Consider the following 26687-nt stretch of genomic DNA (forward strand, 5'->3'; position numbering starts at 1 on the left):
TTGGAAACTTCAGTTCCAGGCAATGGAGAAAGGCAAGAAATGAACTGAAATCTGCAAAGTATTCATCCGAGTCAACCTGACCATGCCAACCTTGATGGGCCAGATCATGGACGCTTCTGATCCACTTCAATGGCTTCGGTTTGCTGCTTATCTTTGTTATTCCTAAGGTTTCGAAACAGCTTGAGCAACGTGAGTGGCTGCCTCAGGCTTAGACCGCTTTTCTGATGGTGAAGCCTTAAGTTGTGGTAGCGCTGCTCCCCCAGGTTGACAGCCACCAGTTGAAGGGTTCGATAGCGAAGCAAGGATAGTCCGTTGCTGAAAAAGCTCCCCTTGGCTTTAGGCTGAGACATCGCCGCTTCCCGGCTGATTTGGGTCAATATTTCCTGTATTGAATCAGGCAATCCTTCAGGGGATAAGGTGATTCCAGCAAAATACAGGTCACAGCTCTCTCGATTCTCAGAAAAAGTGTAAGTCGCTAAAGATCCGAGTAAGCCTGTCTTGACAAAGTCTGAAGGTGAAAGATTGCTGTAATAATCATCACCTAGTGCTGTGGCTGTCAGGGAGCCACTGATCGAAGTTCGTGATGTTCCGTGCTCCGGTCTAGCCAGCCCGGCGCAGGTAACCAGCAACGTGCCTCCTGGCCTGCACATACGGATCATATTGGCCAGGGTTTCACGCCAGAACTGATTATGCTCAAAACATTCGGTGGAGATCACCACATCAAAGGAGTTTGTGGGGAATTCAGCGTCTTGACCAGGGCACACATGATCAACACCTGGTCCTTGGCTCACATCAATTCCGATATACGTTGCATTCGGGAAGAGATAGCGGTATCCGCCCCCACAGCCAGCCCAGCTGCCAACCTCAAGCACCCGACTGGACTCTGCAGCGCCTGGGATATTTTCAACGCAAAGCGCTATGAACTTGGTTTGTTGCTCGTGAGCCACTAATTCTTAGCCTCAACAAAGAACTTTATCTGCCCCGGTAGCGGCCTGTATCGGTCTTGCGGCCACTTAAGCGTGCGGTAGGTGAATAACCATGCCCGAAGCCCCAAAACAGAAACCAATGCCCGAATCCAACGATTGGGTTCACTGCTTTTATCGGGCCGAAAAACGGGATCCAATTTGTGGATGCGAACCAGCACTTCGCGACAAGTCAGCCTGTCGAATCTGGAGAAGCAGCGCAGACCCGTATAGAGCTGGCGAACCAGCAGGCGTGCTCGCTCGGGTGTGAGGCTCCCAGTGGCCAGAAGCCGATCCATCACATCGCTGTACACATGATTCCTGATGTAAACCGCTTCAACAAAACTCATCGGGTTGTCCTTTTGACGGCCTTGTATCGAGTCGCTGTGCAGCCGCCAGAAGTAACTCACGTGATCAAGGCGGATGATTGTTCCACCACGCAGGGCATTTCGGCAAAACCAGTCGAAGTCATCATTGATGGTGCAGCAAGGATCCCAGCGTTGATCGACGATGTAGCTGCGCCTGTAAAGTACACCTGCGGTGTAGGGAACCTTTTCCCCCTGCAGGATTGCCTCGATCAGTCTCTCGGGTGCTGGAGGAACGAATACCCGGCGGCTGCCCTCCATGAAGGAGCCGGCAGGATCCACCTGGACGTCCCCCCAGCGGCACATCACCATGTCTGCTGCTGTGGCCTCTGCTGCTGCCACCTCCAAGGCAAGGGTTCCCGGTTCAAGCAGGTCGTCGTGATCGAGGAATTTCACATAAGTGCCATGCGCCTGCTGCAGGCCTGTGTTTCGCCCGTGGGCCCCGGAACCGCTGTTTTTGGGTTGCCTGATCAGCTGCAATTGAGGGTAGCGATCGGCCACACGAAGCGGTGTGTCGTCGCTTGAGGCGTCATCCACCACTATCAGCTCCAAGTTCACATCGCTCTGCTCAAGGCAGGAAGCAATGGCTTCCAAGAGCCAGTCACCACCGTTGTAGGTGGGGATGACCACCGTGACTTGTGCTGCTATCTGTGCTGTTGCCGTCATTCTGGCCAACGACCGGTACGAGCGAAATGGGCAAAGCGTGCCCCCATGGAAGGCCCCAATAGCCTGCTGATGAGGCCATACTGGCGGATTAAATTGCCGTTGCCTGGAGAGCTGAGCTCGGCCAGCTGAAGAAGTCTGTTGCCCCTAACTCCGTCGCCCAGCTGATGCAATAGCCGCGCTCGAACGAAACATTCGTCGCTGAATTGTTGCCATTGCGGCGCCTCTAAAGATACATCGGCCAGCAGGGCAGCAGCGTAGAGGCGTGGGTAGAAGATTGCAGCATCGCGCAGGGCCGCCAGCCCTGGGCCCCGGGTGACTCGATTGTCTGATTCATGGTCTACCTGGACAGAGACGGTGCTGCCGCAGTGGATCAGTCTTGGCTTGAGAGCGCCCATGCGCGCCTCCAGGTCCCAGTCTTCAGGGCGGAATGGGGGCCAGGGACCAGCGGCGTCGCTGATCCAACGGCGGAATAGGGGTGTGTGGGTATGCCACCAGCGCTCCACCAACAGCAGTGGGAACAGGTGGTCGATCTTCTGGGCTGTGCGGCGGCTGGGGTTTTCCAACACGCGGCCGTCCACATGCACATGACGTGAGGTGCCGTAAGCGATGGCGCATTCGGGATGGGCCTCCAGTGCGGCTACCTGATCGGAGAACTTATTGCTCAGCAGGAGATCATCGCTATCGAGATACTGGATGAAACCGCCGCGCGCGGCCAGGCGTCCAGTTTCACGGGCGAGGCCTGCACCAGCGTTGGCCTGGTGTATCACCCGGATCTCTTCGCCATGGCCAGCAGCAAGCCCTGCCAAGACGGTGGGGGTGTGGTCAGTGGAGCCATCGTCGACCAATAGAATTTCAATTGGCCGATGGCTTTGGGCCAGTACCGATTCAACTGCCCGAGCAACCATCTCTGGCCTGTTGTAAACGGGGATGATTGTGGAGACAAGGTTGTTTGTCATTCAGCTCAGTTGTGCCTCGTTAAGGCAAGGAAAAACCGAAGAGATACAGCCAAAGCTAAGATTTTTTGGCAACAAATCCGATTGAACCAGCACGATGCAATGCGTCAATTTGGCGTGCCTTTAGAGGCAATTTGGCTTTTTGCGGCGAAAGTTGCGGGAAGGCCACATGCAAGCGATGCAGGCTCGAGAGGGCTTTGCGAATCACTTTTGGATACCTTCCCATCCTCGCCAGCGATGCAATGGTGTCGATCGCGGCCCAAAGGCGTAGTGTTTCTAGTTCTGGATTCGCACCAAAGAGCGATAGCAACCCCCAAGCCGTGTGGTGAAAATACGAAGCATGGAATGGCTCACCCTGGGACACCGTTCCTAGATAGATCCCACCAGGTTTGAGTACACGCACGATTTCTCTTAGCGCAACTGTGGGGTCGCGGAGATGCTCAAGAACAGCGTAAGACAACACAGCATCAAAAACCTGATCCTTGAAGGGCAGGCTATGGGCATCCACGAGCAGATCAGCCGCTGAGGAATCCACGTCAACGCCGATGTATCGAAAACTCAGTGATTCAATTGGCTGTTGTTGATCGCCTGGGCCACAACCCAGATCCAGCACTGTGGCACCGGGCTTGAGTCTAACCATCAACTCGGAGAGAAAGGCGTTGGAATCCCGTGCGGCGCTTGGACCTGTGTAGTTGATCGGCGGCGGACCTGTGTCGATGATCCCCAGCAACTGGTCAGGGTCTGTGGGTGTAAGGCGTTGATGGGTGATCAGCACATCGCGTGGCGATACGGGTTGGAGGCTACGCTTGTTCTCTGAGCACCAGCTGCACTCTGTGCACCGAAACCCCTGGGAATAGGTGGTGAGGTTTGATGCACAATCGGGACAGCAGATGATTTCTTCCATCCAGGGGAGTTCTTGTCTTGTCAAGGTTGCGATCACAAGTGTGGCTGCTTTGCGGATAGAAGTTGGTTGATCTGGGTGTGTAAGGCATCACCGCAGGCCGCCCAGCTGAACCGTGAGGCCTGATGGGCATGGGCCATCGCTCCCAGCCTTGCCAGCTCGGCTGGCTCTTCGGCAAGGTGCCTGAGTGCCTGCGCCAGCTCTGTTGGGTTGTCGGGCCTGATGAGAACGCCTGCAGCACCATCATCCAGAAGAAACGGCAGACCGCCCACACGCGTTCCCACGATGGCGCGGCCAGCTGCCATGGCCTCCAACGCCACCGTGGGCAACGGGTCGCTGCGCGAGGGAATCACCACCACATCGGCCCAGCGGTAGTGATGACCGAGTTCCAGCCGGGGTACGAGCGTGCGCACATCCGGCTTGCCGGGCCCTTTGGGGATGGTGCCGCAAAGGCGGTTGAACTCACCCAGCCAGGCGGGTGCCACCGGGCCGATCAGTCGCAACTGCCCATGCCAGCCCTGCTGCATCAGCTGCCGCCAGGCTTCCAGAAGCACATCCACTCCCTTGACTGGCTCGATGCGGCCGACGAACAGCACCCGCAGATCACGACCCGCGGCTAACGGCGCTGCCCAATCGGAATCGAGGCCAATGTCAGCCGGATCGATGCCATTGGGAATCAGGGCCAGCCGCTGCGGTGATGCACCGCCGCGCTCGGCCCAGTCGCGCATGGTGGGCGAGAGGGCCACAATTAAATCGACCTGTCGGTAGGCCAGGGGAGTGGTGCGCCGGTAGAGCCAGGTGAGACCAGGCTCGTAGGTGCCGGGGGGCCGCTCGAAGATGTCGCCATGACACACCATGGCCAGCTGAGCACCGCTCAGCCAGCGGAAGGGAAGGGCCGCCAGGGCCGCCACCGGATGGCTGTGGCAAAGGACCAGATCAACCGGGCAGCGGCGATGCAACCGCAGCAGCGCAAACAGGGACACCAGGTCGAAGGCCACCTCCGCGGGGAGATGACAAAAGCGGCGCAACCAGCGGAACTGGGGGGGCCGCAGCTCAAGCCACTGGTTCCAGCCAGCTTCGGCCATGGCTGGCTGGGCACGGTCGCTCACCAGCGTCACCTGCGCCCAGGCCGAGAGCAGGCGCGCCTGCCGCAGGGCCACAGCGCCAACGCTGCCGGCTCCCCCCACCCCGGCGCAAAGCACCACCAGATGGGGCCGGGCCGGCCGGATCGCTTGTTGCCGCAAAGCCAGGCTCTGGAGCAGGCGCAGCCAGCTCAGCAGCCGCCAGGGAGCCAATTGCACCGCCCGACGCAGGTAAGGCCGGCAGCGACGGTCGCTCCGACGGCGCAACGCCTCGCCGATGAAGTGTTCACCATCACCGCGGCGGATCAGAGCCTCAAGCCAGGGCCTGGGGCCGCGCCAAGCCGAGGATTGGCGATTGGGGCGGATCGCGGCTGCGCGGGCCAGCACCGGGGCTTCGCTGCGGCCTTCTCGGCGAGTGCCATAGGCCTCGAGGCAGCAGCGGGCCAAGCGGCGCTGCTCGCGCCAGTGGCGGGAGGAAAGGCCATTTTCAGCCAGCCGGACCCGGGTCAGGATCTCGGGGACGATCCAGTAGCTGCCTTCGCCCGCGAGGCGATACCAAAGATCCCAGTCTTGGGCGAAATAGAATTGGGATCGGTAACCACCGACCCGTTCGTAGGCGTCGCGGCGGAATAACACTGAGCCATGATGCGGCACATCGCCAGACAGTCCCTGCTCCGGAGGCAGCTGATCAATCCGCAGCGGCTGCTCAGCATTCGGTGCGCCGCGCGCCACCCAGAGCGGCTCCCAGCGTGGGCCATGGATGGCCACATGGGAACTGACCAGTACGCAATCGGGCCAGCGGCGTAACACCTCCAGCTGGCGCAGCAGCCGCTGGGGAGCCATCCGGTCGCCCACATCGATGCGGGCGATAGCCGCCGCCCGGGCCTGGGCGCAGCCGCTGATCAAGGCGTGGGTGAGACCAGCATGGGGAATCTCGAGCAACCGCAAGCGCGGATCCAGGTGGCTGCGTTCCTGCAGCGAAGCCTGTAGTTCTGCAGGCAAGGGTCCATCACACACCAGCAAACATTCGAGATCAACACCCTGGCAGAGCACGCTGTCGAGAGTGTCTATGAGCCATTCGCTATCTCCATGACAAGCCAGAACCACACTCACCTCCGGCACGGAGCTGTTCATGGATTGGCCATTCTTGAAGGCTTCAATTGCCTGGTTCTCCGGCCTGAAGTTCTTTCATATTCAAGGCGTACGCAAATACTATTGTGAAACCTGAGAATGAGAATTCAGCACCATTTTAGAAGCATCATAGAGAATCAATGATAGACCTGACATGCTGAAGCTTCAGCCGACTCTCTGCACGATGCTGCACTCTGGGCAAGCTTCCGCTCCCGCCATCCGATTGGTCAACTTGTTAAGCAACAGAGCAACGTTGCTGACGAAGCATTTAGTACTGGTCACACAGGCATTACGGAAATGCAATCTCGCGATATTCCAAGGCCGCATTGCCACGATACAGCACCAGATTGCTTTTTTAAAGACCATTATTCCAATACTGCTTGCATAAGCACAGAACCAGGAGGAGCTAAATTACTTCGGATTGCCGAGGTTATATCCTCACATAAAAAACAACCCTGAGCAAACTCCAGCCCAGCAATTAACTATCGGGCACCTCGAATAATGGCCAATCTACCTCAGCTCTGAGAGCATGAAAAAGCCGCCAGAGGGCGGCGGAAAATCAGAAGCCGACAAAAAACACTGACAAGTTACCCTGCAATCAGGGTTCGTCCGTCTGCGACTTAGGCCGCTGCCACCACTTGGGTCGTGCGCTGAAGATATCGAAGGAAGTTGAAGGTCAGATTTTTGAGGCCCCACCATGCCTCGTTCTTTGGAAGTCCAATCTTTCTCGTCAGCTTTCCACCCATTGACATGGTCATGCAACCAAAGACATGCTCAACACAGGCCCTAATTGCGGACTTGACACGATTCAGGTCCTTAGCTGCCTCATTGAGCGGGTGACTGCGAGATCCCTTTGCATGGATCAGGCTTTCAAAGCCTCCCAAGCTAAGCAGTTCTTCAAAGCACTGCCCTGAATAGGCTGAGTCCGCCCATACAAAGTCGTGCTCATTTTCTGGATCAAGGAGCCGTGGAAGCATCTGACTATCATGAATATTGGCTGGTGTAATTGCATACCTGCGAATGAATCCATGGTCAACATCGATACAGATGCTGTTCTTGTAGCCGTAGTAGCTGATACCATTCTTCTTGACCCATCGAGCGTCTAAGTCTTTCTGCTGCAACCGATCTGGGCTTTCATCCCAGCCTTCCGGCAGCCTCCCTGCTTTGATTTCCTTGTTCTCTTCGCGGGTATTGCGTTGCTTGGGAACCGGGACAAGAGTTGCATCGATGATCTGACCTCCACGAGCTTGAAGGCCTTGAGTGCGGAGATACGCCTCAAACATCTCAAACAGCTCCTCTATGACCCCTGCCTTGCGGAGACGCTCCCTAAAAAAAGCCACAGTAGTTGCATCCGGAATATTGTTCATCACGCCAAGGCCGACAAACTCCTCGAAGGAGCGTCTGTCATTGACTTGGAATTCAAGCTCTTCATCGCTGAGATTAAAGAGCTGCTGGAGAACGAGCATCTTGAACAGGATCAAGGGATCAATCCTCTTACGCCCAGCATTGCTCCTGCGCTCTTGCACATAGCCCTTATCGAGAAGTGGCCGGAATGATTCCCACGGGATCGATTCAGAAAGTCGCTGGAGAACCGGTTTCTTCTCCTTGAGCTTTGCGACTCTTTGCTGTTCATCCCAGAAGCCTCTCTGACCCACTGCAGAATTAGAATGTCATCAATCTAATCTAGCTCAGACCAGGGCATAGTGCATTGGCTTGTTGATTTTTCGAGGTGCCCTATCACCTATTGCCCAGATGCATTCGACAAGTCCAAGACCAAGTTGCTTCCCTCATCTTATTAGCTACAGCCAGTTGATCGTTTATAGCCACTTCAACAGTTCCCAGCACGGAAATGAGCTCAGAATTCAGCAGGACTCGAAACATTTAAAAGGCTTAAATATGGATTTCCCCTGAAGAGGCTCACTACATGAAACACGTTAGAAGAGGCAGTCCCGAGAAAGCACCCGGAGTTTCGGACAACTTCAATCTCAGCAAGAATATCCAAGATTTCAATGTATTTCATCTTAGTGGATTTAGAATTAAAGTTCTCTTGATTGTAGCCATATGAGCATTTACTCCTTGCCCGAGAAGTGCTGAAAGTATAGATAGTACGCCCAATCGCTTCGGCTAATTGAGCTATTGCATTCATGCTGTCGCTCATCGCAAAATAGGTCGCTCACGCCATCCCTCAATCCGCCCCAAAGCTTTGACATAGCAATCCATGTCGACATAATTCGCCTCGCTGATTTTGTCACCACGACGAATATGGAGAGAAATCCAGTCAGAATTAACTTTTGGCAACTTACTAAGGCGTAAATTGATTGCTGTCGCAGTTGCTAGACTATAGTGATAAATACTCCGAAAAAAGGCATCATAATCCTGACCAGAATTAAGCTGGCTATCAATGGTAGACATCTTTGAGATCCTAGAGCGATCGAAAAGATAATAGTTGTTGGCTTGTGTTTCAAAGTCAAGCAACTTCCTTGAAACCAACCGTTGCGGTGCGCCTAATAAACGACTTAAATAGTAACGGTTACAACCCCCGAAACGTTCAACCCTTACAGTGGGGCAGGAAGGTCTGAAGTAATCATTCCAGCCCTGAAAACAGGCCACTCCTATCGGTCTTGGATCTTCTTGCAGAGCAAAAGCGATCCGAACCCTATTGCATTGATAAAGACCCCAGCTCATATCAAGGATCTCTGCGCCAAATCCCTTCCCGCTACCGAAGCGATGGAGATAACGATCCCTCATAGATTCCTCTTGGCGCAGGCAATCAGCTACAATTCTGCATGGACCTCCTCTCGCTTAGTTTCGCTGGAGCGGTAGGTATATGCATTCACTTGACGAAACACTTGAATCCACTTGAATCCACTTGAAATAGTCCGAGATAATTTCAGCGCCCAATGGAGTGATGCTCCTGTAAATCGACAAGTCATTCCGCCCCTAGTTTGTAGCTACGGTTCAGAAATGGACGTAACGATTAAGAATCTCATCAAATATTTTTTTACTCAGGCAATTAAAAACTTACAGAAATACTTATATTGAGGACCAAGCGGGAACTATGCTGACACAATATTTTTTCGAAATGCATGAATTTAACCCAATAAAAAGCAAGGGCAGAAGAACACTCTTTTAAAACTGTGATGTGGATACATGGGCTGCATGGGAAATCTCTGCAAATAGAACATCAATACGCGTAGCCATATAGCAAATAAATAATTTGATAAGGATCAAGATATCCGCGAGGCAATAGGAGGGAAGACTTTTGATTTATCGAATACGACAATCGAATCATGGATATGAATGCCGGTACACGAACTTGCTATGCTGAGATGCTTCACGCTGGAGGAGTGATGCCATCGATGCATGTCATCCATGAGTTCAGACACAAAGGCAAAGAAGTTGCCCTTTGATCGGTACGCACCACCATATGCTCGCCAGTAACAAGTATGAAGATCCTCAACAAAATAGATGCCGCCATCACTCAGCAAGGGAAATAAGACCTTCAAGGAAAAGAGAATATGTCGCATGATATGACTGCCATCGTCCAAAACAATATCCACTCCTCCCATTTCGGAAATTACTGCTTGGAGGAAGGTCTTATCATCTTGGGAGCCAATTCTAATCTGTGCGTCTTGATCATTAAACTTATAACATTGTGGATCTATGTCAATGCCATAGATAATGGCTTCACTCCCAAGATATTTTCGCCACATCGCTAAAGATCCGCCCCCAGAAACACCAATTTCCAGAAATCTTACTTTTGTTCCACGGAAAGAAGAGAAGTACTTATCGTATAGCGGAATGTAGTGATGATACTTGTGAATAGCCTTGTCCTTACTTTTCACAAATAAGTCAAGAAGCTCTCCCTTGTACCCATAGGATGTAATTATGTGAGAGCGCACGTCAGTATTGCAGTCTAATGCAAGATTGGGAATGCTCATTGGCCTAATTCCTAGGCGACTGAGGAAGGAGGCAGGCAATAGCCTCTTAATAGCGTTTTTAATTGTTTTCAATTTAGAATGGCAGCTTAGGCCGAAGCATACACGAGATTGCCGACAGGAGAAGGGGCCGGGGAACTGGTAAGATTAAATTTAAATTGTTGATTTACATGATAAGAGCCGCAAGGGGTTCACAAACTTAATCTTGTATCCCTGGGGCAATATTATATTCTTATATAATTTAATATGGGCACCTCGAAAAATCTCGGAAATCAATGAATCTCTACAAGCGCGCACTAGTTAGGCCAAGAGTTTCTCTGGGTAGGGTATTTCAAGATTGACAATTTGTCGTGGTGCTTAAGAGAAATGAAAATGAAAGAGCGGCAAGTAGGGCTGATTTTCAGGAGAAGCCCAACCATCAGTTCATGAGTAGATCTTCACTCAGGTAATCCAAGAACACAGAGTCAGGATGCATTGGATCAAATGTTCCAATGAACTTTTCAGGGCCAGATTCAAGGCCCCATTCCGTTAAGGGATGGCCGGGCGCGGTAATGGCAGGCATCTGCCCTAGAAAAGCGGCCCAAGCACTGAACGTACTCGAACCAGAAGCAAGTAGAAGCCGACAACGAGATAACGTGAGGAGATCAGTGATGGCATTGCCAGGCCGCAACAATACTACGTCAGGAAGAGATAGCAAAGGTGCAAGCTGAGCACGAGAGCCATCGGAAACGACAACAGCTGAAAGTGAAGTTCCAAGTTGTCGGCGTATCAAGGTCAGTGTCTCCACAAACCATGATAATGGAGCCTGTTGCAACCAGCCGACCCACTTATAGCCGTTTGTATCGTCTGGAGGCGGAATGAAATCACGGCCACAGCGGATATTGAGACCAATCGAATAGATAGGCTGCCTTTCAATAAAGGATAGATGCTGATGTCGAGTCATGGATCGTAGATCTTGGAGGAGCCGATAATTGAATCCCAGTATCGGCAAAAAACTATATTGATATTTATCAAATTCAATTCGAAGAGGCCCTCGAAGAGAATGATCAAATATATTGTCTTCACTGATCACTGGATAGCTGCGTGACTTCCAAATCCCATGCCAGTGGGATAGGTCGCCAGGTGCAGTCTGAAATAAGCCAGCAAGCGCAATCTGATGGAGATATTGATCTAGATTGACGGTATTCCTGATAAGATGCCCAAGCGAGGGGCGCATCCAAATCGGTGCAATCATCTGCAGCCCGTGCTTATAACAGAAGACCCTGCAGCGCCCCCACTGGAACAGCCGATTTCCCAGCCCCATGCCACGACCGAATCGAGGAATGGCAAATACGTTCGAAGGTGTACTCATCACTTGCGGGCCAGGAAGAAGTAGTGGCTACCACACCACCCCTCATCCAGCAATTCAAAGCCACCGCTGAACCCATAAATTTTACCCCACAAAGAGGGACGACAAAAGTACAGCTTAAAACTATCTTCTGGGCACCTCGAAAAATCAACAAGCCAATGCACTATGCCCTGGTCTGAGCTAGATTAGATTGATGACATTCTAATTCTGCAGTGGGTCAGAGAGGCTTCTGGGATGAACAGCAAAGAGTCGCAAAGCTCAAGGAGAAGAAACCGGTTCTCCAGCGACTTTCTGAATCGATCCCGTGGGAATCATTCCGGCCACTTCTCGATAAGGGCTATGTGCAAGAGCGCAGGAGCAATGCTGGGCGTAAGAGGATTGATCCCTTGATCCTGTTCAAGATGCTCGTTCTCCAGCAGCTCTTTAATCTCAGCGATGAAGAGCTTGAATTCCAAGTCAATGACAGACGCTCCTTCGAGGAGTTTGTCGGCCTTGGCGTGATGAACAATATTCCGGATGCAACTACTGTGGCTTTTTTTAGGGAGCGTCTCCGCAAGGCAGGGGTCATAGAGGAGCTGTTTGAGATGTTTGAGGCGTATCTCCGCACTCAAGGCCTTCAAGCTCGTGGAGGTCAGATCATCGATGCAACTCTTGTCCCGGTTCCCAAGCAACGCAATACCCGCGAAGAGAACAAGGAAATCAAAGCAGGGAGGCTGCCGGAAGGCTGGGATGAAAGCCCAGATCGGTTGCAGCAGAAAGACTTAGACGCTCGATGGGTCAAGAAGAATGGTATCAGCTACTACGGCTACAAGAACAGCATCTGTATCGATGTTGACCATGGATTCATTCGCAGGTATGCAATTACACCAGCCAATATTCATGATAGTCAGATGCTTCCACGGCTCCTTGATCCAGAAAATGAGCACGACTTTGTATGGGCGGACTCAGCCTATTCAGGGCAGTGCTTTGAAGAACTGCTTAGCTTGGGAGGCTTTGAAAGCCTGATCCATGCAAAGGGATCTCGCAGTCACCCGCTCAATGAGGCAGCTAAGGACCTGAATCGTGTCAAGTCCGCAATTAGGGCCTGTGTTGAGCATGTCTTTGGTTGCATGACCATGTCAATGGGTGGAAAGCTGACGAGAAAGATTGGACTTCCAAAGAACGAGGCATGGTGGGGCCTCAAAAATCTGACCTTCAACTTCCTTCGATATCTTCAGCGCACGACCCAAGTGGTGGCAGCGGCCTAAGTCGCAGACGGACGAACCCTGATTGCAGGGTAACTTGTCAGTGTTTTTTGTCGGCTTCTGATTTTCCGCCGCCCTCTGGCGGCTTTTTCATGCTCTCAGAGCTGAGGTAGATTGGCCATTATTCGAGGTGCCCTTCTGTCATGATATTACAATGTGTGGGATCCTGGAAAGCCATTGGGAACGGGTAGGCTGGATAGATGGCAAAAAATAAGCCATCAACAGACAGTATCCGATACACCTCATTAATTAAAGCAATAAAAGGAAAGTAACTTTCGATCACGCCTTTCTCGTTTCGAATTGCAGCTGCCCTGGGAATATGCTCCAGTACATCATAAGCAGTTATGGCCGAGATCGAGCTCGAGTCAAAGGGAAGAGCGCCTGCAAATAGATCACAAGGAATCACTCTGGGATCATTCGATAACTGGATCTCAGCACCAACTACTTCCTTGGCATGGAATGGATTGCGCTTCAATTCAGGGCCACAGCCAAGGTCGAGACTCAAACTACCTGCACTATCCCTCAGGCAATAAGTCTCATACAGTTCCGAGAGATAATGTTGGTCTCTTTGGGGTGCCTGTAGTACAAGCGCCCGAATGGTTCGCCGGATTAATTCTCGGATCGGCGAAGAATAATTACGGGTTGCCATGATGGGTAGAAATGCTTGTTTTTTTCAATCACTGCTGTTGTGGTCTTATCAGCTACAAGAGTTGATCGGCTGAGGCCAACCCACTCACTTCACAAGTAAGGATCCCCGAACAGCGGCTATGAGCTTGAACAACCAGACGGGCGATCCAGCTATGGGAGAGCTTATGATTGCGTTGGGGACTTCCTTGACTTACAGGTTTACCACCTCAAGAAGTTCACTGAGCCAAGGAATCGCCACCTCCAGGCTGGGAGTGGGTATCGAGCGGCAGAGATGCTCAAACTCAAGCCAACAAGCCGACACTGCGCGCCACACTCAGAAGATCACCAGCCCATCCACCTTTATGCTACGAAGCGCGTCGATCCAGGCCACAGACCCACTCAGCTAAAGCGGCCTGGAAGAGACGGTTTTGGCTACTCAGGCCCGGGTGAGGATCTTTTTGCACAATCCAGGAGGAAATTTCTCCGGCGAGGCAATACAGAAGGTCCCAATGTTGGGTAAAATACGACTACGGTCGATATCCGCCAACCAGCTCGTAAGCCTTACGGCGGTACATCAGCGAGCCGTCATGGGGCATATTCCCCCATATAAATCCTGCTCCAGAGGTAGCTGAGAAGCGCTCATGACGGCAGCGCGTGACATGCCTGCGGCAGATCACGCTGAAGCCAACGGGAGCGGCGCAAGCCTGGAAGCTGGCGAGCCAGACCATAGAGCAGGATCGAGCCCCGATGCCGCTGCGCCGTGTGCAGCGCCAGCTTCAGCAACGGTTTCGCCAGCTCAGGAGTGCCGAGGGCATCAAGCTGCCGCGCTGTGAACAGACACCAGCGGGAAAAGTGCTGCATTTCTGGCGCGTCCGCGGGCACCCCAGCTAACACCGCACAGGCATACAACCTGGGCAACAAGTGGGCTTCATCACGCAGAAATGCAGCCGGCGGGCCGGCAGAGACCCGATCAGGCGAGGGGTAGTGGCACTGCACTGACACCGTGGCGTCGCAATGGATGAGGCGAGGATTTAAGGCAGCCATGCGGGCCTCCAGATCCCAGTCTTCTGGGCGGAAATCCGGCCAAGGCCCGGCAGCATCCGAAATCCAGCGGCAAAACAGCGGTGTGTGGGTGTGCCACCAGCGCTCCACCAACAGGCGGGGGAAGAGGAAGTCGACCCGCTCGGCAGTTCCGCGGCTTTCAGCAGCTAAAACTGTGCCCACGTCGTCGAAGACCATCGAGGTGCCGTAGGCGATGGCACACTCCGGATGAGCCCGCAAAGCTGCCACCTGCAGGGCGAACTTGTCGGGCAGCAGCCAGTCGTCGCTGTCGAGATATTGGATGAACTCGCCCCGGGCAGCCTGGCGGCCCCGCTCTCGGGCGGCGCCAGGGCCGGCATTGGCTTGATGGAACACCCGGATCTCAGCCGGATGACTCTGGGCCAGTTGGCTCAGCACAGTGGGAGTGGTGTCAGTAGAGCCGTCATCGACGATCAGGATCTCGATCGGGCGATAGGTCTGCTCGAGCACGCTGCGCACAGCCCGCACCAGCGCTTTTGGTCGGTTATAGACGGGGATGATCGTGGATACCAGCCCCGATGGCACCGTAGCGGTATCAGCCATGTTGGACCCAGGCCAAAGCAGCCTGAAACTGATCGATGCTGTGGCCGGCATCATGGGCCTCACCCACCAGCGCGGCGGCTCTGGCATAGCGCTTGCGCAGCATCGGGTTGAGGAGCAGACGCTCCAGCGCCTGAGCGAGGGCCACGGGATCGGCGGCCGGGAACTCCACTCCGCAGCCAGCCGGCCGGATCAGCTCGGCGGCCGCACCCACCCCGCTGGAGGCCACCACCGGAAGGGAGGCCGCCAGGGCTTCGTTCACCGACACCCCCCAGGGTTCATCGACGGCAGGATGTACGAAAACATCGGACCGGCCATACCAGCCGGGCAGGCTGCTGTAGGCCACATAACCAGGACAGAAGACAGCCTGCTTGAAGCTGGCCAGTGCCTTACGCACCTGCTCACGCAGCGGGCCATCGCCCACCAAAATGAGGCGTGCAGAGGGGTGGGCAACCAGCAGGAGGCGAAAGGCTTTGATCAAGGTGAGGGGGTCTTCCCGTGGCGTCCACTTGACGATGCCCAGCACCACGAAGGCATCTGCAGGCCACCCCTGCTTAGCTAAGAACTGCTGCCGTTCTTGGCGGGCTTCAGTGGCGCCCCTGGCAAACCAGGCAGTGACGACCGCGTAGGGGAATGGAAAGCTCGGCCGACTGGTGCCGGAGAGGCGCAGCAAATAGGCCTGGGCCTGCTCACCCACGGGGTGCCAGGTGTCAAACAGACGTTGTAAAGCGCCGATCCCCCAGCGCCGCAACCGGCCGCGATACCCGGTAAATCGCGTGTGCTGGAGCGTGTTGTCGGAACGCAGGCCGATGGGCTGGCCACTGGCCTTGAGCAGCAGAGCTAAGAACAGATGGGAGCGGGGGAAGTAGCCGGCGATCACCACCAGTGCGGGGCGCAGCCTGCGGATCTGGCGGGCCATCTGCACGGCTGCCAGTAAGCCTGGACGGGAGTTCCAGATTGCGTGGTAATCGTTAGAGCCGAGATGGTCCCATTGTGGCGAGAGACCGATTTCGGGATCCACAGAAGCCAAACCCTGTGGCCTGGGCTCAGAATAAATCACTGTGAGATTGATCTGACCCTGCCGATGCATGCGCTGGTACAGCGGTGCATCGAACTGGGTTTCGTGGTTCTGAACGATCACGAGGCTGGGAGGGTTAATCTTATTTTCCGGCATAATAATTTCAGCTCGGCGCAGCTACCGAGGAATTCCGTCGTGGCATCACCAATAGCCTCGTCATCCCAATCGTGAACCGATGCTGCCGGAACAGGGCTTGGTAAGGACAGGCCCAGATGGACATGGCAAGCAAACGGGCGGTTTGGCTTTTGGTCTGAAGTCGCAGTGATTCAGCTAGATAACCCATCAAAATGCCATGCAAGGCCAAGTCAAACTTTGAGCGATAAACTTTGGGAAAGTAGCGACAGAAAGTCCTAAAAAGGTCTCGGCTTCGCTTAGCCTTCTCGAGCGGAGAAAGAGGCGCCCAGACACCACCATCATGCAGCCGATAGGCAGAAGTTTCGGCGCCAATCACGCCGGCTGCTCCCTTGGTTGCTGCCAGTAAATACAGAGGACGATCGAGACAGTATTGCTGATAAATCCAATGGGGTAGTTGGACCGCTTCGCGGCGCATTAATACAGAAGAGAAATGGAACGTGTAACTGCCGATCAGGTCCTGGAAATCCAGTTCATCCATCCCGGGTGGTGGGCCGATCCGGCCATCGGCAGGCTGCGAGCCAACTTCAGCCATTCGTCGGCTGCGCTGATCAACCACCCGGGTGTGGGAGCCGCAGAAAGCTAGATGGGGTTTCGCTTCAAGCAGGGACAGCTGTTGTTCGAGCTTGGTAGGATCAATCCACCAATCGTCGCCTTCAAGAAAGGCGACGTAAGGAGCTCGCGCCAAGGCCAGTAAACGGGCGAAGTTGCGGTGGAAGCCAAGTGGACCTCCGGGGCTTGACATCACTTTGATGCGATTGGGATCCCTATGCTGCGCCTGGTCGCAGAGTCTCGCGGTGGCATCACTGGAAGCGTCCTCACCGATCAGCAATTCGGTATGAGAAAAGATGGTCTGTCTATAAACCGACGAGATTGCATCGTTGATGAACTGGGCATGGTTGTGGGTGAGCATCAGTACGCTCACCTTGGGTGGGGCAGCCGGCTCAGAAATAGGATTCATCGTGCCTCCGAGAGCGGACCACCTTGGCGGGGCGACCGTACGCCATCACACCGGAAGGCAGGGAATCCAGCACCAGCGAGCCGGCACCAACCACCGTGTCAGCGCCGACATGTACGCCTTGAAGCAGCTGTACTCCCAGACCGAGGAAGCTCCGCGGACCGAGGATCACCCTTCCTCCGGTGATCACTCCAGGCGCCAAGCTGGCAAAGGAACCCACCTGCGTGTCGTGATCCAGCGATGCCATGGTGTTGAGCAAGACGCCATCACCAAGCTCCGAGCCGGGCCCCACATGGGCTTGGGCCAGTAACACCACGCCGGCACCGATTCGGACTCCCGTTGCCACCACAGCCGTGGGATCGATCAAAGCAGGGAATACTGCATTGGGACAGGATGCCGCAAGCCGTTGGGCCATCGCCTCACGCTGGGTGTTGTCTCCAATAGCAACCATCAAGTGGCGCACCCTGAGCTGTTCACACAACGCCGGTACATCGGCTTCTGTGCCAATGATGGGTACACCATCCAGACCAGGCCCCTGAGGCTGAAAGGAATCGATCAAACCCACGGGGGTGAACCCTCTATGGCGCAGCAGCATCGCCAATACTGAGCGGGCATGGCCACCGGCGCCAATCAGTAAGACAGGAAGGATTTCCACGGATATCAATGTGGTGAGATTTGGGAAGTGCCTTCAGCCAGGCCAGTGAATCTCCTGATTAGGCCATTGGCAAGGGCGCGTATTTGCAGATGTTCCATCCAAACCCTTTCCTGCGGATCAGGAGAACACATTCAACCACGAAAATCTCACCATCCCAGTCCTTCAATGGCAAGTCTAATCAGATATGACTTCCTATTTAGCCATGGGTAGGGACTATCTTGGCCAAACTGTCCAGCAAATCACTTGTCAAAAGAAGTCCTGTGAGACGCTATTTTCCAAGCAAGCAATAGGTAAGCAAGGGGCAATGAGTGACATCGGCAATACGGGAATCACATCATTAAAAAATCTTGATCTAAATCTCTATGGCCAAAAATGCTCAATCAATGCTATCTAGTCCAATGACAACTCAGGAGAAGATTTTATAGCACCGTATATAAGTCACGCATTTTTTTACTTTAGCAATGGCAGCTCTTTTCCATTTACCAAAGCATAGTTAAAACGACACTACTATTAACACTGAAGCTATAAACAAGAATTTAATTAAATAGTAATAAATGCATTATTTTAGGCGGATTTAATTGTGAATCTGGCTATGAAAGCAAAAGCAATCTCAACTTAGAGAACCAATTCTACATGTTGGACGAGAGATGATTTGCGTTAGATTGAATGTACTCACTAGTGTTTCTTGAGAACACTGAGTCTATGGTTGTGCTGCCTTATTGATTTCTAAATATTTCAACTACTGGTTACTTGAAGCCACTTGTGGCTTTGGTGATCGTCCAAAGAGGTAACTGTATTCAAAAATCTTAGATACCTTGGCATATGCCGCTAAAAAAAAGCGTGGATAACGACTTGATTTATTACAACAATCTAGGGGATGAATCAAGCATGATTAATCCTGGCAAAATCGGACAAGTCTTAGCATTACAAGCGTGATAACCACAACAAATCATTCCTGGCAAATGTTAAATCAAGTTGAATGGGTTTTCCGTGCCGAAATAATACTTCATTGACTGCCAGTAAAAAAAATCCTTGCTCATGCAGATAGCTAATCACTTCGGCTCCTAGTGGAGCGCCAAGATTGTATTGGCAGAGGCTGATTTCAATCATTACAAGCTTAGCCTTGGTAAGCTTGCTTGTCCCCCCTGCCAAAACGTCTAATTCAGCACCTTGTACATCCAGCTTGATCAGGTCAAAATCTTCTTCAAACTGATCTAGCGTGGACGTTTCTAGATGAATGATATTGGGACAATCGTAACCTGCTTGCAGTTCTCGGTATAATGAGGCACCAGTGTTTACAGTTTCAATGGTGGGATTAGGGAGGTAGAATTTAAGCATTTCCCCTGTGCGAGCACCCAAGCAGGCTTGCAGGCAATTAGGATTTGTTCTGCGTAATTCAGGAAGATTATGGGCATTAGCCTCAATCGATAATAAACGTGATTGCGGATAACAACGAAGAAACATCTTTGCCCACTGCCCAGTGTTTGCACCAATATCAACAGCCGTGTCAATGATGACCCCATGGCCGCGCAGTAATATAAAGATCTTTTCAAGGCTGAAAACCTCATCGACAAATAGTCGATTATTAAATAGGCGTTCTCTAGCGTATTGCCTCACTAGATCCTTAAAACGGATGACTAACTTATGAACTTTCACTCGCAAGAAGTGGTGCCAGGAGCTTGGCAGTCTATACCATAAAGCAGTGAAATTTGAGCGGCGATCGCAGGATGGCGATCATATTGATGCAAAATCTTAGGCTTAGAACCTGCCACTAAAACAATATTTTCAGCATCTATTTCCAGGTGGTGAGCAGGTACTTCTCCAACAGTTGCCAAGTCTGAATACCATGGAATCTTTTGACATTCAACAGATGAAGGATAGCGTAGAATCATATTATGATAAGCTTGATCCCAGATTGGCACTAAAAGGCTGCAGCGCAGGCAGACGGTCTTGGCAATCTCATCGCAGAATAAGTCAAGGTAGGATAAGATTGATTCACGATCACCGATTGTTACCCCAGAACATAAAACTGTTTGATTGCTTAACATATTTAAGCCATCTTCGCCATAGGTAATACGAATCCATTCGGCATTAATTGTGCTTTCGGAAATTGTTCGATATTCCATTCCCGTGTTGCAACTCTCTCCCATAGAGGCAAAGGGGTCTCCTTGAAAAATTACATCTCGGCTATCAGATAAAAGAATTGAATCCACTTTTTCACTTAGCTGCCGAATGATGGAGCGGGCTATGAAGAAACGGCGATTGAGAATGAATAGCCCTTGGCTACTAAGGCCAAACAGGCTGGGTTGTTCATCAATCAATCTTAGTGGGGCGGCGAATTTACATTGCAGGCGAAGCAACTTGGAATGTAGTCGCGCCATTATTCGCCGTATCTTTGGAACAAATCCTTGGAAATGTTGAAGAGGTTTAAGGGCAGTTTTGATAGGATGAAGTGTTAATGCAGTAAAACGAGCGCAGCATGGTTCGAGATTAATAAGATCCTGATTGCGCACGATGGCGATAATCTCCGCATCAGGGCAGTGGGCTTCCGCGGAGGCGAGGAAAGCCCAGATATCACTAGGCTGATAGCCAACCGCTGTGGTCACGATCAGATTTTTCATCGGTGGTGCCCGATTATATTTGAGTAAAGATATCTGGTTCCATTAGAATCAGCAGCCTTACGGAAAAGCTCAAAATCTGCGAAGTAGGAGTCGCTCCAACCATTGCAGTGAACAACCAAATCACGTCGGATCATTGCATTAAGTGAATCTACTTCACCTACGGTAAATCCAGGAGAAGGCATCAAAATTTGGCTTTGTACACCATGTTTGACATGGTCATAGTTAATCGGACAAAAGACAAGGTCGATATTTTCAGAGTCGAATCCAGTGACCATCTGATCCAAGGCCTCAGGATAAATCACATTATCGTCATCGAGGAAGAGCAGGAATTCTCCTCGTGATCTTACGATACCAACGTTGCGCTGAAGGTTGCCAAAGTTGCGTATCGCAGGTGTAAAATAATAATGGCGGCGGGGGTCTTGATTGGCCAAACTTAGAGAGTGAACCGCAGGAAAATACCCATCACAGACAATTAAATGCTCCCAGAGTGGATAAGATTGTGCATCAACGGAGGCGATGGCATTTTTCAAGCCCTCAATCCGCCCACAGGTAGGTGTAATCACACTTACCTTAGCTGGAAAGATTTGAACAGCCTGAACCTGCCGAAGGTAAAACATTAGAGGTCTGTTCATGGCCTCGAACCGTAGACGCCGCCAAGTCTCCGAATGTCCACTCCACAGCCGTTTGGTAATTCGACGGCTGCGTTGGAATAAATTGGTCATTTGTACGAATTCAGGTGCAGAGACTATAGAATAAAGTATTTCAATCTAAAGATGAAGACAAATATACTGCTTTCCGTGCTAATCTGCGAAAATATGCCATTAGACGGCAATCATGAATCGAAATAACATTGATTGCGCTTGCAGGGATAATCATGAGAATCAAGAAATTTTAGAGATGCTTGCATGTCATAAATAGCCTAATCAAGGCATAAGCAGAACATGAGTATCGTTGGTATCTGAATTAAGGCATTGTTTGAAGAAATTTCAATTTCTTTCATGTATAGCTGGGTGATTCCCTGCTTTTCGAATAATAGATTCCATATTGGAGATATGCAAATATAAAGGAAATAACTTAGTCGCTCGCTGCCGTGCATTTCGTCCCATCGAAGCCGCCAATTGAGGATCGTTCGCAAGTAGCAAGATGTGATTTGCCATTGTACGGATATCAAGCTCTTTACCAAGGAGACCAGTCTCGCCGTGGATGACAACATCAGGAATCCCAGCGTGGTTTGTCGCTATAACTGGCAAGCCGGCCATTTGAGCTTCAATAATTGAAAGAGGAGTACCCTCACTATCACCATCCTCTGAGACTATCGAATGCTGGAGAAATGCTCGTGCACTTTGTAGATAATCCCAAATCTTCTTGGGGGGAAGAACACCGCAAAAGTAAATATTATTTTCTAAACCAAATGCTTTAACGAGGCTTTTGCAAGGATTGAGTAGTGGTCCATCCCCGATGAAAAAGAGTTGTGCATTAGGAAATGCGGTAACAACCGTGCGAAATGCAGATATCGTTAAATGTGGTGCCTTTTTCTCAACAAATCTTCCTACAGCCACAAACCGAGTAGACGCATCAGAAGGCCGTCCCGCACTAAACAAATCGGGATCTACACCATAGGGGTTAAGAATTACTTTATGTTCTGGAGCACCTAATTCATGAAGCTTCTTTTTCATCGCCTTAGAAACAACCACAATGGCGGCTGCGTTCCTAAAAATAATCTTATAGGACTTTAAATTGGCCTCAACTGTTTGCTTATGGTAAGCATCGAAACCATGAAAGTGAACCACATAGGGTATCTTGGCGCAATCAAGAAACTTATATACGTTAACAGCCATGGTGCCAAACTCAATTAGACTGACGTCAATCCCCGATGTTTTTAGAAACTGGCTAAAACTTTGCCTCCATACCCAATGCGTCTTGTCACCTAGATGATATAATATTCTGTCTACAAGACTGAATATGCGATAATAGTTGGACTTACCATGAATAACGAATGGTATTTGTCGTCCCGTAAAAATAACCTTTTCAAAAGGTAAAAAGTTAATATGATTTGCGATAAAAGTCTCGGAATATGCATTCTGATGAGGCATGAATAAGGCTAGTTTCACTTGTACTCCTCAAGTGCTTTGTTGAAGATTTATTTGATTAGAGAGTACGTAATACTGCTAAATGGGAACATGAAGCTCAATGGTGAATTTTCAAAACTTCTTGGGTTTGCTATAGCTCTTCTGGCTGCAAGGCACATGAGTTGATTCGCAAACTTGCTAAAATCAGAGTCAAGTCTGATTTGTAATGATGAAAAGCCTGGAGAAAAGAAACCATATTGCTTAAACAGATATTTAGATTCACAATAATAGTCCATCGACATAATACTAAATGAGCGAACATGTGTTGGGTCTACTACCGCATAAGCCGATCTGAAGTAAGGTGTCTTTGCTATGAACTGACCTCCTGGCTTTAGTATTCGTTGAATTTCAGCCATTAAGGGAATTAGATTGCGAATATGCTCAACAAGTTGATCAGCCCAGACTATGTCTACGCTGCTGCTGGGTAGAGGTAGTTTGCATGACTCCATGTCTACTATAATGTCGACTCCAATATTTTGGCAATGATCAATTCCAATTGATCCAGGTACTTTTCGCTTCCCGCATCCAAGGTCAACTACCATATTTCCTCTAGAGGCAGCCTCGCAAACATCATGCCTAATTATTGAAGATTTATTAATATCAATTGTCATGTCATTATTTGAGCTTTTCAAATCGTGAGTCATAAAAAAATTGGCTATACCTTTGGACTATTCTTGGCGATATACGGTAAATACATAAAAAGAATTTTTAGAAATAGCTTTTTACTTTGTTCTTTTAAGTATTGAAGTGATCCTCATAAAGGTATCAGACAGAGCTTTTCTTGTTTCGTTTCCAAAAATAAACCACTCGCAGCGGCTGGCTAATTACATTGCTAACTAATTTGAGGAAGTGACCTGGCATCCGTAGACAAAGCCTTGGCGCTATCAGCGAGAACAAAATTTTAATACGGTATATCCACAGCTGTAATGAAAATGTTTGTGGATCGAGTTGAAGCTCCCAGCTGCAGATCCATAGCTCACGGTCGAAGAGTTCTTTGTCGTACCGATTGGCAAGGTGCGATCGCATCACATCCGTGAAGGCTTGAGCCAGCTCAATTCTGTGAAGAGTATTTGCACCGGTGTACAACCCGCCGGCGTGGCGACGGTAATAGGAGACTGTCTCATCAAGAAACCCACATCGCCCTGCTTGGCTTAATACTATACTAACCATCGATATCCAGCCGACCATGTCTGGAAATCGAGGATAGATATTGAGTGCCTTGCGGCGATACATAATTGTGGAGGTGTGTACCACAAAGCGCCGAGAGACTTCGGAAAGCCCATAGCTCTCGCTTGCAGGAAGTGGGTGAATGCGATTGAGGGTTCGCGCTCCACACCAAGCCCAGTCAGGATTGTTGTCCAAAAGTTCTATCTGACGCTCCAGCTTGTTGGCAGATGTCCAGTAGTCGTCTCCCTCCAAAAGGGCAACAAATGGTGCTCTTGCCCTGACTTGTAGACGTAGGAAATTAGCCGTGATCCCCACTTGCTTGGCAGCAGTGATAACGCGAACTGTTTTGGGATAGGCCGTCTGAAGATCGTGGCATAGGGTTATCGAGTGATCAGTGGAGTGATCTTCACCCAGCAAAACTTCGAAGCTGAAGCTAGTGACTTGGCAAAGCACGCTCTCCAATGCTTGGCGCAGGTAAGGGGCATGGTTACGAGTCATCAGAATGACTGACACCCGTGGATCTGCACAAAGTTGTCCTGGGCTGCTGATCTCCTCGGCGGGGATGGACAGCATTTCCTCAACCGTCCAGTGAGTGTATTGATGTTTCTTGGCCAATTGTGACATGTGGAATTCGACCATAGCGGGCAGCCAAGATGCTGAATGAAGACTGATGCGAACCGACCAGGAAATCGCATCGTGATAATGCCGTGAAATCAATCATCGCGTCCACTCCTGCCGAGGATTGTCTCGATCCAGGCTGAGCAGTTTGCACCAAACGATCCTGTTGCCGAATCGTTTGTACAGGGCACCGGTCTCATCGGGTGCATCAGTGCAAATCAGAAATCGGCTTCCCTGATAGATGGCTAGATGGGCCTCCATTTTGGAAAATACTTGTATTTCAATGCAATGATCAGGGAGTGATTCTTGGGAGTCGTTTTACCGTAAGCGCCTTTCAGGAATCTTTTTTCAGAATATTTTACTTGCATAATCTTAAGCCATCAAGTCTGGCCGCTTGATGTTGCTTGTGATGTGTGAGCTGTTATGTAGTCGTTCGTCCAATCGTTGCTGGGACTGCTTTCACCTGCTGCTGCCAAAGGCTCCGGTAGTTGCCCTGCCGTCCAAGGAGTTCCAGATGGGCACCATGCTCAACAACGCGCCCCTGCTCCATCACCAGGATCTGATCAGCATTCACGATCGTGCTCAGTCGGTGGGCGATCACCAGCACCGTCCGCTGCCGCTCAAACTGCTCAATCGCCTGCTGCACCAGTCGCTCGCTTTGGCTGTCCAGGGCACTGGTCGCCTCATCGAGGATCAGCAGCTCCGGGTTGCGCAGGATCGCCCGCGCCAGGCTGATGCGTTGGCGCTGGCCGCCGCTGAGGCGGTAACCACGCTCGCCCACCAAGGTGTCGTAGCCCTCCGGTAAGGCCTCGATGAACCCCGCCGCCTGCGCCTGGGCCGCCGCAGCCTGCACATCGGCCCGCGTCGCCCAGCTGCAGCCAAAGGCGATGTTCTCCGCCAAAGCGGCGTTGAACAAAAACGTGTCCTGGCTCACCACCCCTAGCCGCTGCTGCCAGCTGGCTAGATCCAACCGGGCCAGATCCAGGCCATCGATCTCGATCCGCCCGCCGCTGGGGGCATAAAGGCCCACGAGCAGATCAGCGATTGAACTCTTACCCGCTCCGCTCGCTCCCACCAGAGCCAGCGTCTGGCCCTTCGGCAGTCTGAAGCTCACCTGATCGAGCACCGGCGGCAGCTCCGGCGCGTAGCGCAGGCTCACCCCCTCAAAGCGAATCTCGTGTTTCAACTCCTGGAAAGGCACTCCCCCTTGGCGCCGGAGCTCCTTGCCGGCTGGGCTGAGGATCTCGTTAAGCCGCTCATACGCCCCAGTGTTGTTGCCCAGGGTGGTGAACACCCCGGCGATGATCCCCAGCCGCATGTTCAGCCGCTGCAAGGCCACCACAAAGGTGGCGAGGCTCGGCAGCACCCCGGTGACCCTCCCCTGGAAGGCCAGCAGGCTCAGCGCCGCGATCACCGCGATCGCCAGAATCGGCAAGAAGCGGCTGAAGGGCCCGATCACGGCCCCAAGCTGGCTCTGGCGCCGCTGCTCCACCTCCAGCTGTTGCATCTCGGCCCGCACCGTGCGATCGGCGGCCTCCAGCTGTCCCATGCTGTGCAACAGCCGCAGGCCCTGGATGTCTTCCGTGATGCGGCTGCCCAGGCGCACCTGGCTGGCCATCAGTTGCCGTGAAGCATCGCGGATGCGTGGCAGCAGCTGCTGCTGCATCAGCGTGATCAGCAGCGCCATGCCGGCCGCCCCCAGCAGTAGCCAGGGGGAAAGGGCAATCAATACGGCCAGATAGGTGAACAGCAGCAGCCCGTTCAGCAGCAGCTGAGAAAGACTATTGATGTATCTGTTGATCGCATCTGGCCCATCGGTGGCCTGGTTGAGCAGGTCGCCCACCCGGTAGCGGCTGGCGCAGGCGAAGGTCAGCGCCAGGATCCGCTGGTGGATCAGGGTTTTTACCGTGACAACGCAGCGGGCGGCGAAGTAGCCCACGCTCAGCTGGTTGAGGTAGCCCGCCAGGCTCATCAGGGCCTGCAGCAGCACCGCCAGGCCCAGCAGGCCAATAAACAGCGGCGTGCGCGGAGCTTGCACGATTACCTCGCGCAGGCCACCCAGTACCCCGATGCTGGGGTAGCGGCTCAGATCCAGCCCTGCCGAACCACCGGGGGCTGACAGCAGCTCCAGTGCCAGGAAGATCACGCCCAAGGTGGCTCCTTCGCTGAAGGCTTCCACCAGGCTCGCGCCAAAGTTCAGCGCCAGCAGCTTCCATTGTTGCCGCGCCGTTGTGCGCAGCAACTGTGCCGCCGGCTGCTGGCTGAGGAACGGCGTGAGCAACGGCCCGGCGAAGCGGCGTGCCAGACGGCGCAGCAGGGAGGACGGGCTGGAATGGCGGATCAAAATCGGGCTTAATTTCGAACGTTGGGCGGATTCAGGATGCTCAATCGGCGAAGGGATTGATCAGCCCGATGGGGGTGTCGCTGAAGTGGCCTGTGTTGCGGCTGTCCGCTTGGCAACCACACGTCTTGGCTGGGCCGGTCATCCAACC

Annotated in this window: 22 protein-coding genes; 1 reads left to right on the plus strand and 21 read right to left on the minus strand. The window is 52.1% G+C overall.

Going from position 1 to position 26687, the window contains the following annotated elements; genetic code table 11:
• Positions 1-104 precede the first annotated feature (104 nt).
• The 9 genes from ACXMDM_RS08445 to ACXMDM_RS08485 all read right to left on the minus strand — a co-directional run bounded on the left by ACXMDM_RS08445 (position 105) and on the right by ACXMDM_RS08485 (position 11349).
• Entirely contained in the window at positions 105-947 is an 843-nt protein-coding gene (locus tag ACXMDM_RS08445) for a methyltransferase domain-containing protein (RefSeq protein ID WP_313772493.1), read from the minus strand.
• Complete coding sequence (locus tag ACXMDM_RS08450) at positions 947-1993, minus strand: glycosyltransferase family 2 protein (RefSeq protein WP_313772494.1); 1047 nt, start codon at positions 1991-1993, stop codon at positions 947-949. Before ACXMDM_RS08450 ends, ACXMDM_RS08445 begins: the two co-directional genes overlap by 1 nt.
• Positions 1990-2949, minus strand: a complete 960-nt coding sequence (locus ACXMDM_RS08455; RefSeq protein ID WP_313772495.1) for a glycosyltransferase family 2 protein — start codon at positions 2947-2949, stop codon at positions 1990-1992. The genes ACXMDM_RS08450 and ACXMDM_RS08455 overlap by 4 nt, the downstream gene beginning before the upstream one ends.
• Before the next feature lie 55 nt (positions 2950-3004).
• Positions 3005-3676, minus strand: coding sequence for a class I SAM-dependent methyltransferase (locus ACXMDM_RS08460; RefSeq protein WP_499569403.1), 672 nt, complete (start codon positions 3674-3676; stop codon positions 3005-3007).
• Positions 3677-3882: 206 nt separating this feature from the next.
• Positions 3883-6063, minus strand: a complete 2181-nt coding sequence (locus ACXMDM_RS08465; RefSeq protein ID WP_313772497.1) for a glycosyltransferase — start codon at positions 6061-6063, stop codon at positions 3883-3885.
• A gap of 617 nt (positions 6064-6680) precedes the next feature.
• A complete protein-coding gene (locus ACXMDM_RS08470; protein ID WP_499569380.1) occupies positions 6681-7715 on the minus strand; it encodes an IS5 family transposase in 1035 nt (344 codons plus the stop codon).
• A gap of 499 nt (positions 7716-8214) precedes the next feature.
• A complete protein-coding gene (locus tag ACXMDM_RS08475) occupies positions 8215-8808 on the minus strand; it encodes a hypothetical protein (RefSeq protein WP_499569405.1) in 594 nt (197 codons plus the stop codon).
• Between the two features lie 479 nt (positions 8809-9287).
• A complete protein-coding gene (locus tag ACXMDM_RS08480) occupies positions 9288-10001 on the minus strand; it encodes a class I SAM-dependent methyltransferase (RefSeq protein ID WP_499569407.1) in 714 nt (237 codons plus the stop codon).
• 415 nt (positions 10002-10416) lie between these two features.
• Positions 10417-11349, minus strand: a complete 933-nt coding sequence (locus ACXMDM_RS08485; RefSeq protein ID WP_499569409.1) for an O-fucosyltransferase family protein — start codon at positions 11347-11349, stop codon at positions 10417-10419.
• Between the two features lie 209 nt (positions 11350-11558).
• On the opposite strand from ACXMDM_RS08485, the gene ACXMDM_RS08490 reads away from it, so the two are divergent.
• Positions 11559-12593: an IS5 family transposase gene (locus tag ACXMDM_RS08490; RefSeq protein ID WP_499569380.1), complete on the plus strand. Its 1035-nt coding sequence runs from the start codon at positions 11559-11561 to the stop codon at positions 12591-12593.
• Between the two features lie 118 nt (positions 12594-12711).
• On the opposite strand, the gene ACXMDM_RS08495 is transcribed toward ACXMDM_RS08490, so the two are convergent.
• The 12 genes from ACXMDM_RS08495 to ACXMDM_RS08550 form a co-directional block, all read right to left on the minus strand.
• On the minus strand, positions 12712-13095 hold the full coding sequence (locus ACXMDM_RS08495) for a class I SAM-dependent methyltransferase (RefSeq protein ID WP_259722911.1): 384 nt from the start codon (positions 13093-13095) through the stop codon (positions 12712-12714).
• A 761-nt stretch (positions 13096-13856) separates the two neighbouring features.
• A complete protein-coding gene (locus ACXMDM_RS08500; RefSeq protein ID WP_259722910.1) occupies positions 13857-14840 on the minus strand; it encodes a glycosyltransferase family 2 protein in 984 nt (327 codons plus the stop codon).
• Positions 14833-15756 (minus strand): glycosyltransferase family 4 protein, encoded by a 924-nt coding sequence (locus ACXMDM_RS08505; protein WP_259722909.1) that lies wholly within the window; start codon positions 15754-15756, stop codon positions 14833-14835. The genes ACXMDM_RS08500 and ACXMDM_RS08505 overlap by 8 nt, the downstream gene beginning before the upstream one ends.
• Positions 15757-16018: 262 nt before the next feature.
• Positions 16019-16960, minus strand: a complete 942-nt coding sequence (locus ACXMDM_RS08510) for a glycosyltransferase family 2 protein (protein ID WP_499569412.1) — start codon at positions 16958-16960, stop codon at positions 16019-16021.
• A 31-nt stretch (positions 16961-16991) separates the two neighbouring features.
• Positions 16992-17660, minus strand: coding sequence for an acetyltransferase (locus ACXMDM_RS08515; protein WP_259722907.1), 669 nt, complete (start codon positions 17658-17660; stop codon positions 16992-16994).
• A gap of 924 nt (positions 17661-18584) precedes the next feature.
• A complete protein-coding gene (locus ACXMDM_RS08520; RefSeq protein WP_499569414.1) occupies positions 18585-19277 on the minus strand; it encodes an FkbM family methyltransferase in 693 nt (230 codons plus the stop codon).
• A gap of 35 nt (positions 19278-19312) precedes the next feature.
• Positions 19313-20281 (minus strand): hypothetical protein, encoded by a 969-nt coding sequence (locus ACXMDM_RS08525; protein ID WP_259722906.1) that lies wholly within the window; start codon positions 20279-20281, stop codon positions 19313-19315.
• A complete protein-coding gene (locus ACXMDM_RS08530) occupies positions 20278-20811 on the minus strand; it encodes a glycosyltransferase family 2 protein (RefSeq protein WP_499569416.1) in 534 nt (177 codons plus the stop codon). Before ACXMDM_RS08530 ends, ACXMDM_RS08525 begins: the two co-directional genes overlap by 4 nt.
• Before the next feature lie 456 nt (positions 20812-21267).
• Positions 21268-22392 (minus strand): glycosyltransferase, encoded by a 1125-nt coding sequence (locus tag ACXMDM_RS08535; protein WP_499569418.1) that lies wholly within the window; start codon positions 22390-22392, stop codon positions 21268-21270.
• Positions 22393-22421: 29 nt separating this feature from the next.
• The gene (locus tag ACXMDM_RS08540; protein WP_259722903.1) at positions 22422-23021 is read right to left on the minus strand and encodes a class I SAM-dependent methyltransferase; all 600 of its coding nucleotides are present in this window, start codon (positions 23019-23021) and stop codon (positions 22422-22424) included.
• A gap of 154 nt (positions 23022-23175) precedes the next feature.
• On the minus strand, positions 23176-24216 hold the full coding sequence (locus tag ACXMDM_RS08545) for a glycosyltransferase family 2 protein (protein WP_259722902.1): 1041 nt from the start codon (positions 24214-24216) through the stop codon (positions 23176-23178).
• Positions 24217-24616: 400 nt separating this feature from the next.
• Positions 24617-26539: an ABC transporter ATP-binding protein gene (locus ACXMDM_RS08550; protein WP_259722901.1), complete on the minus strand. Its 1923-nt coding sequence runs from the start codon at positions 26537-26539 to the stop codon at positions 24617-24619.
• Positions 26540-26687: the final 148 nt, after the last annotated feature.

This window comes from Synechococcus sp. CS-603 (genome assembly GCF_977929215.1).

Excerpts from the sequence above, each read along its gene's own strand:
- ACXMDM_RS08510 (WP_499569412.1), bottom strand. The coding sequence starts at position 16,960 with ATGCTCACCCACAACCATGCCCAGTTCATCAACGATGCAATCTCGTCG.
- ACXMDM_RS08475 (WP_499569405.1), bottom strand. The coding sequence starts at position 8,808 with ATGAGGGATCGTTATCTCCATCGCTTCGGTAGCGGGAAGGGATTTGGC.
- ACXMDM_RS08465 (WP_313772497.1), bottom strand. The coding sequence starts at position 6,063 with ATGAACAGCTCCGTGCCGGAGGTGAGTGTGGTTCTGGCTTGTCATGGA.
- ACXMDM_RS08480 (WP_499569407.1), bottom strand. The coding sequence starts at position 10,001 with ATGAGCATTCCCAATCTTGCATTAGACTGCAATACTGACGTGCGCTCT.
- ACXMDM_RS08505 (WP_259722909.1), bottom strand. The coding sequence starts at position 15,756 with ATGGCCCGCCAGATCCGCAGGCTGCGCCCCGCACTGGTGGTGATCGCC.
- ACXMDM_RS08525 (WP_259722906.1), bottom strand. The coding sequence starts at position 20,281 with ATGAAAAATCTGATCGTGACCACAGCGGTTGGCTATCAGCCTAGTGAT.
- ACXMDM_RS08455 (WP_313772495.1), bottom strand. The coding sequence starts at position 2,949 with ATGACAAACAACCTTGTCTCCACAATCATCCCCGTTTACAACAGGCCA.
- ACXMDM_RS08450 (WP_313772494.1), bottom strand. The coding sequence starts at position 1,993 with ATGACGGCAACAGCACAGATAGCAGCACAAGTCACGGTGGTCATCCCC.
- ACXMDM_RS08545 (WP_259722902.1), bottom strand. The coding sequence starts at position 24,216 with ATGGTCGAATTCCACATGTCACAATTGGCCAAGAAACATCAATACACT.
- ACXMDM_RS08500 (WP_259722910.1), bottom strand. The coding sequence starts at position 14,840 with ATGGCTGATACCGCTACGGTGCCATCGGGGCTGGTATCCACGATCATC.
- ACXMDM_RS08485 (WP_499569409.1), bottom strand. The coding sequence starts at position 11,349 with ATGAGTACACCTTCGAACGTATTTGCCATTCCTCGATTCGGTCGTGGC.
- ACXMDM_RS08540 (WP_259722903.1), bottom strand. The coding sequence starts at position 23,021 with ATGACAATTGATATTAATAAATCTTCAATAATTAGGCATGATGTTTGC.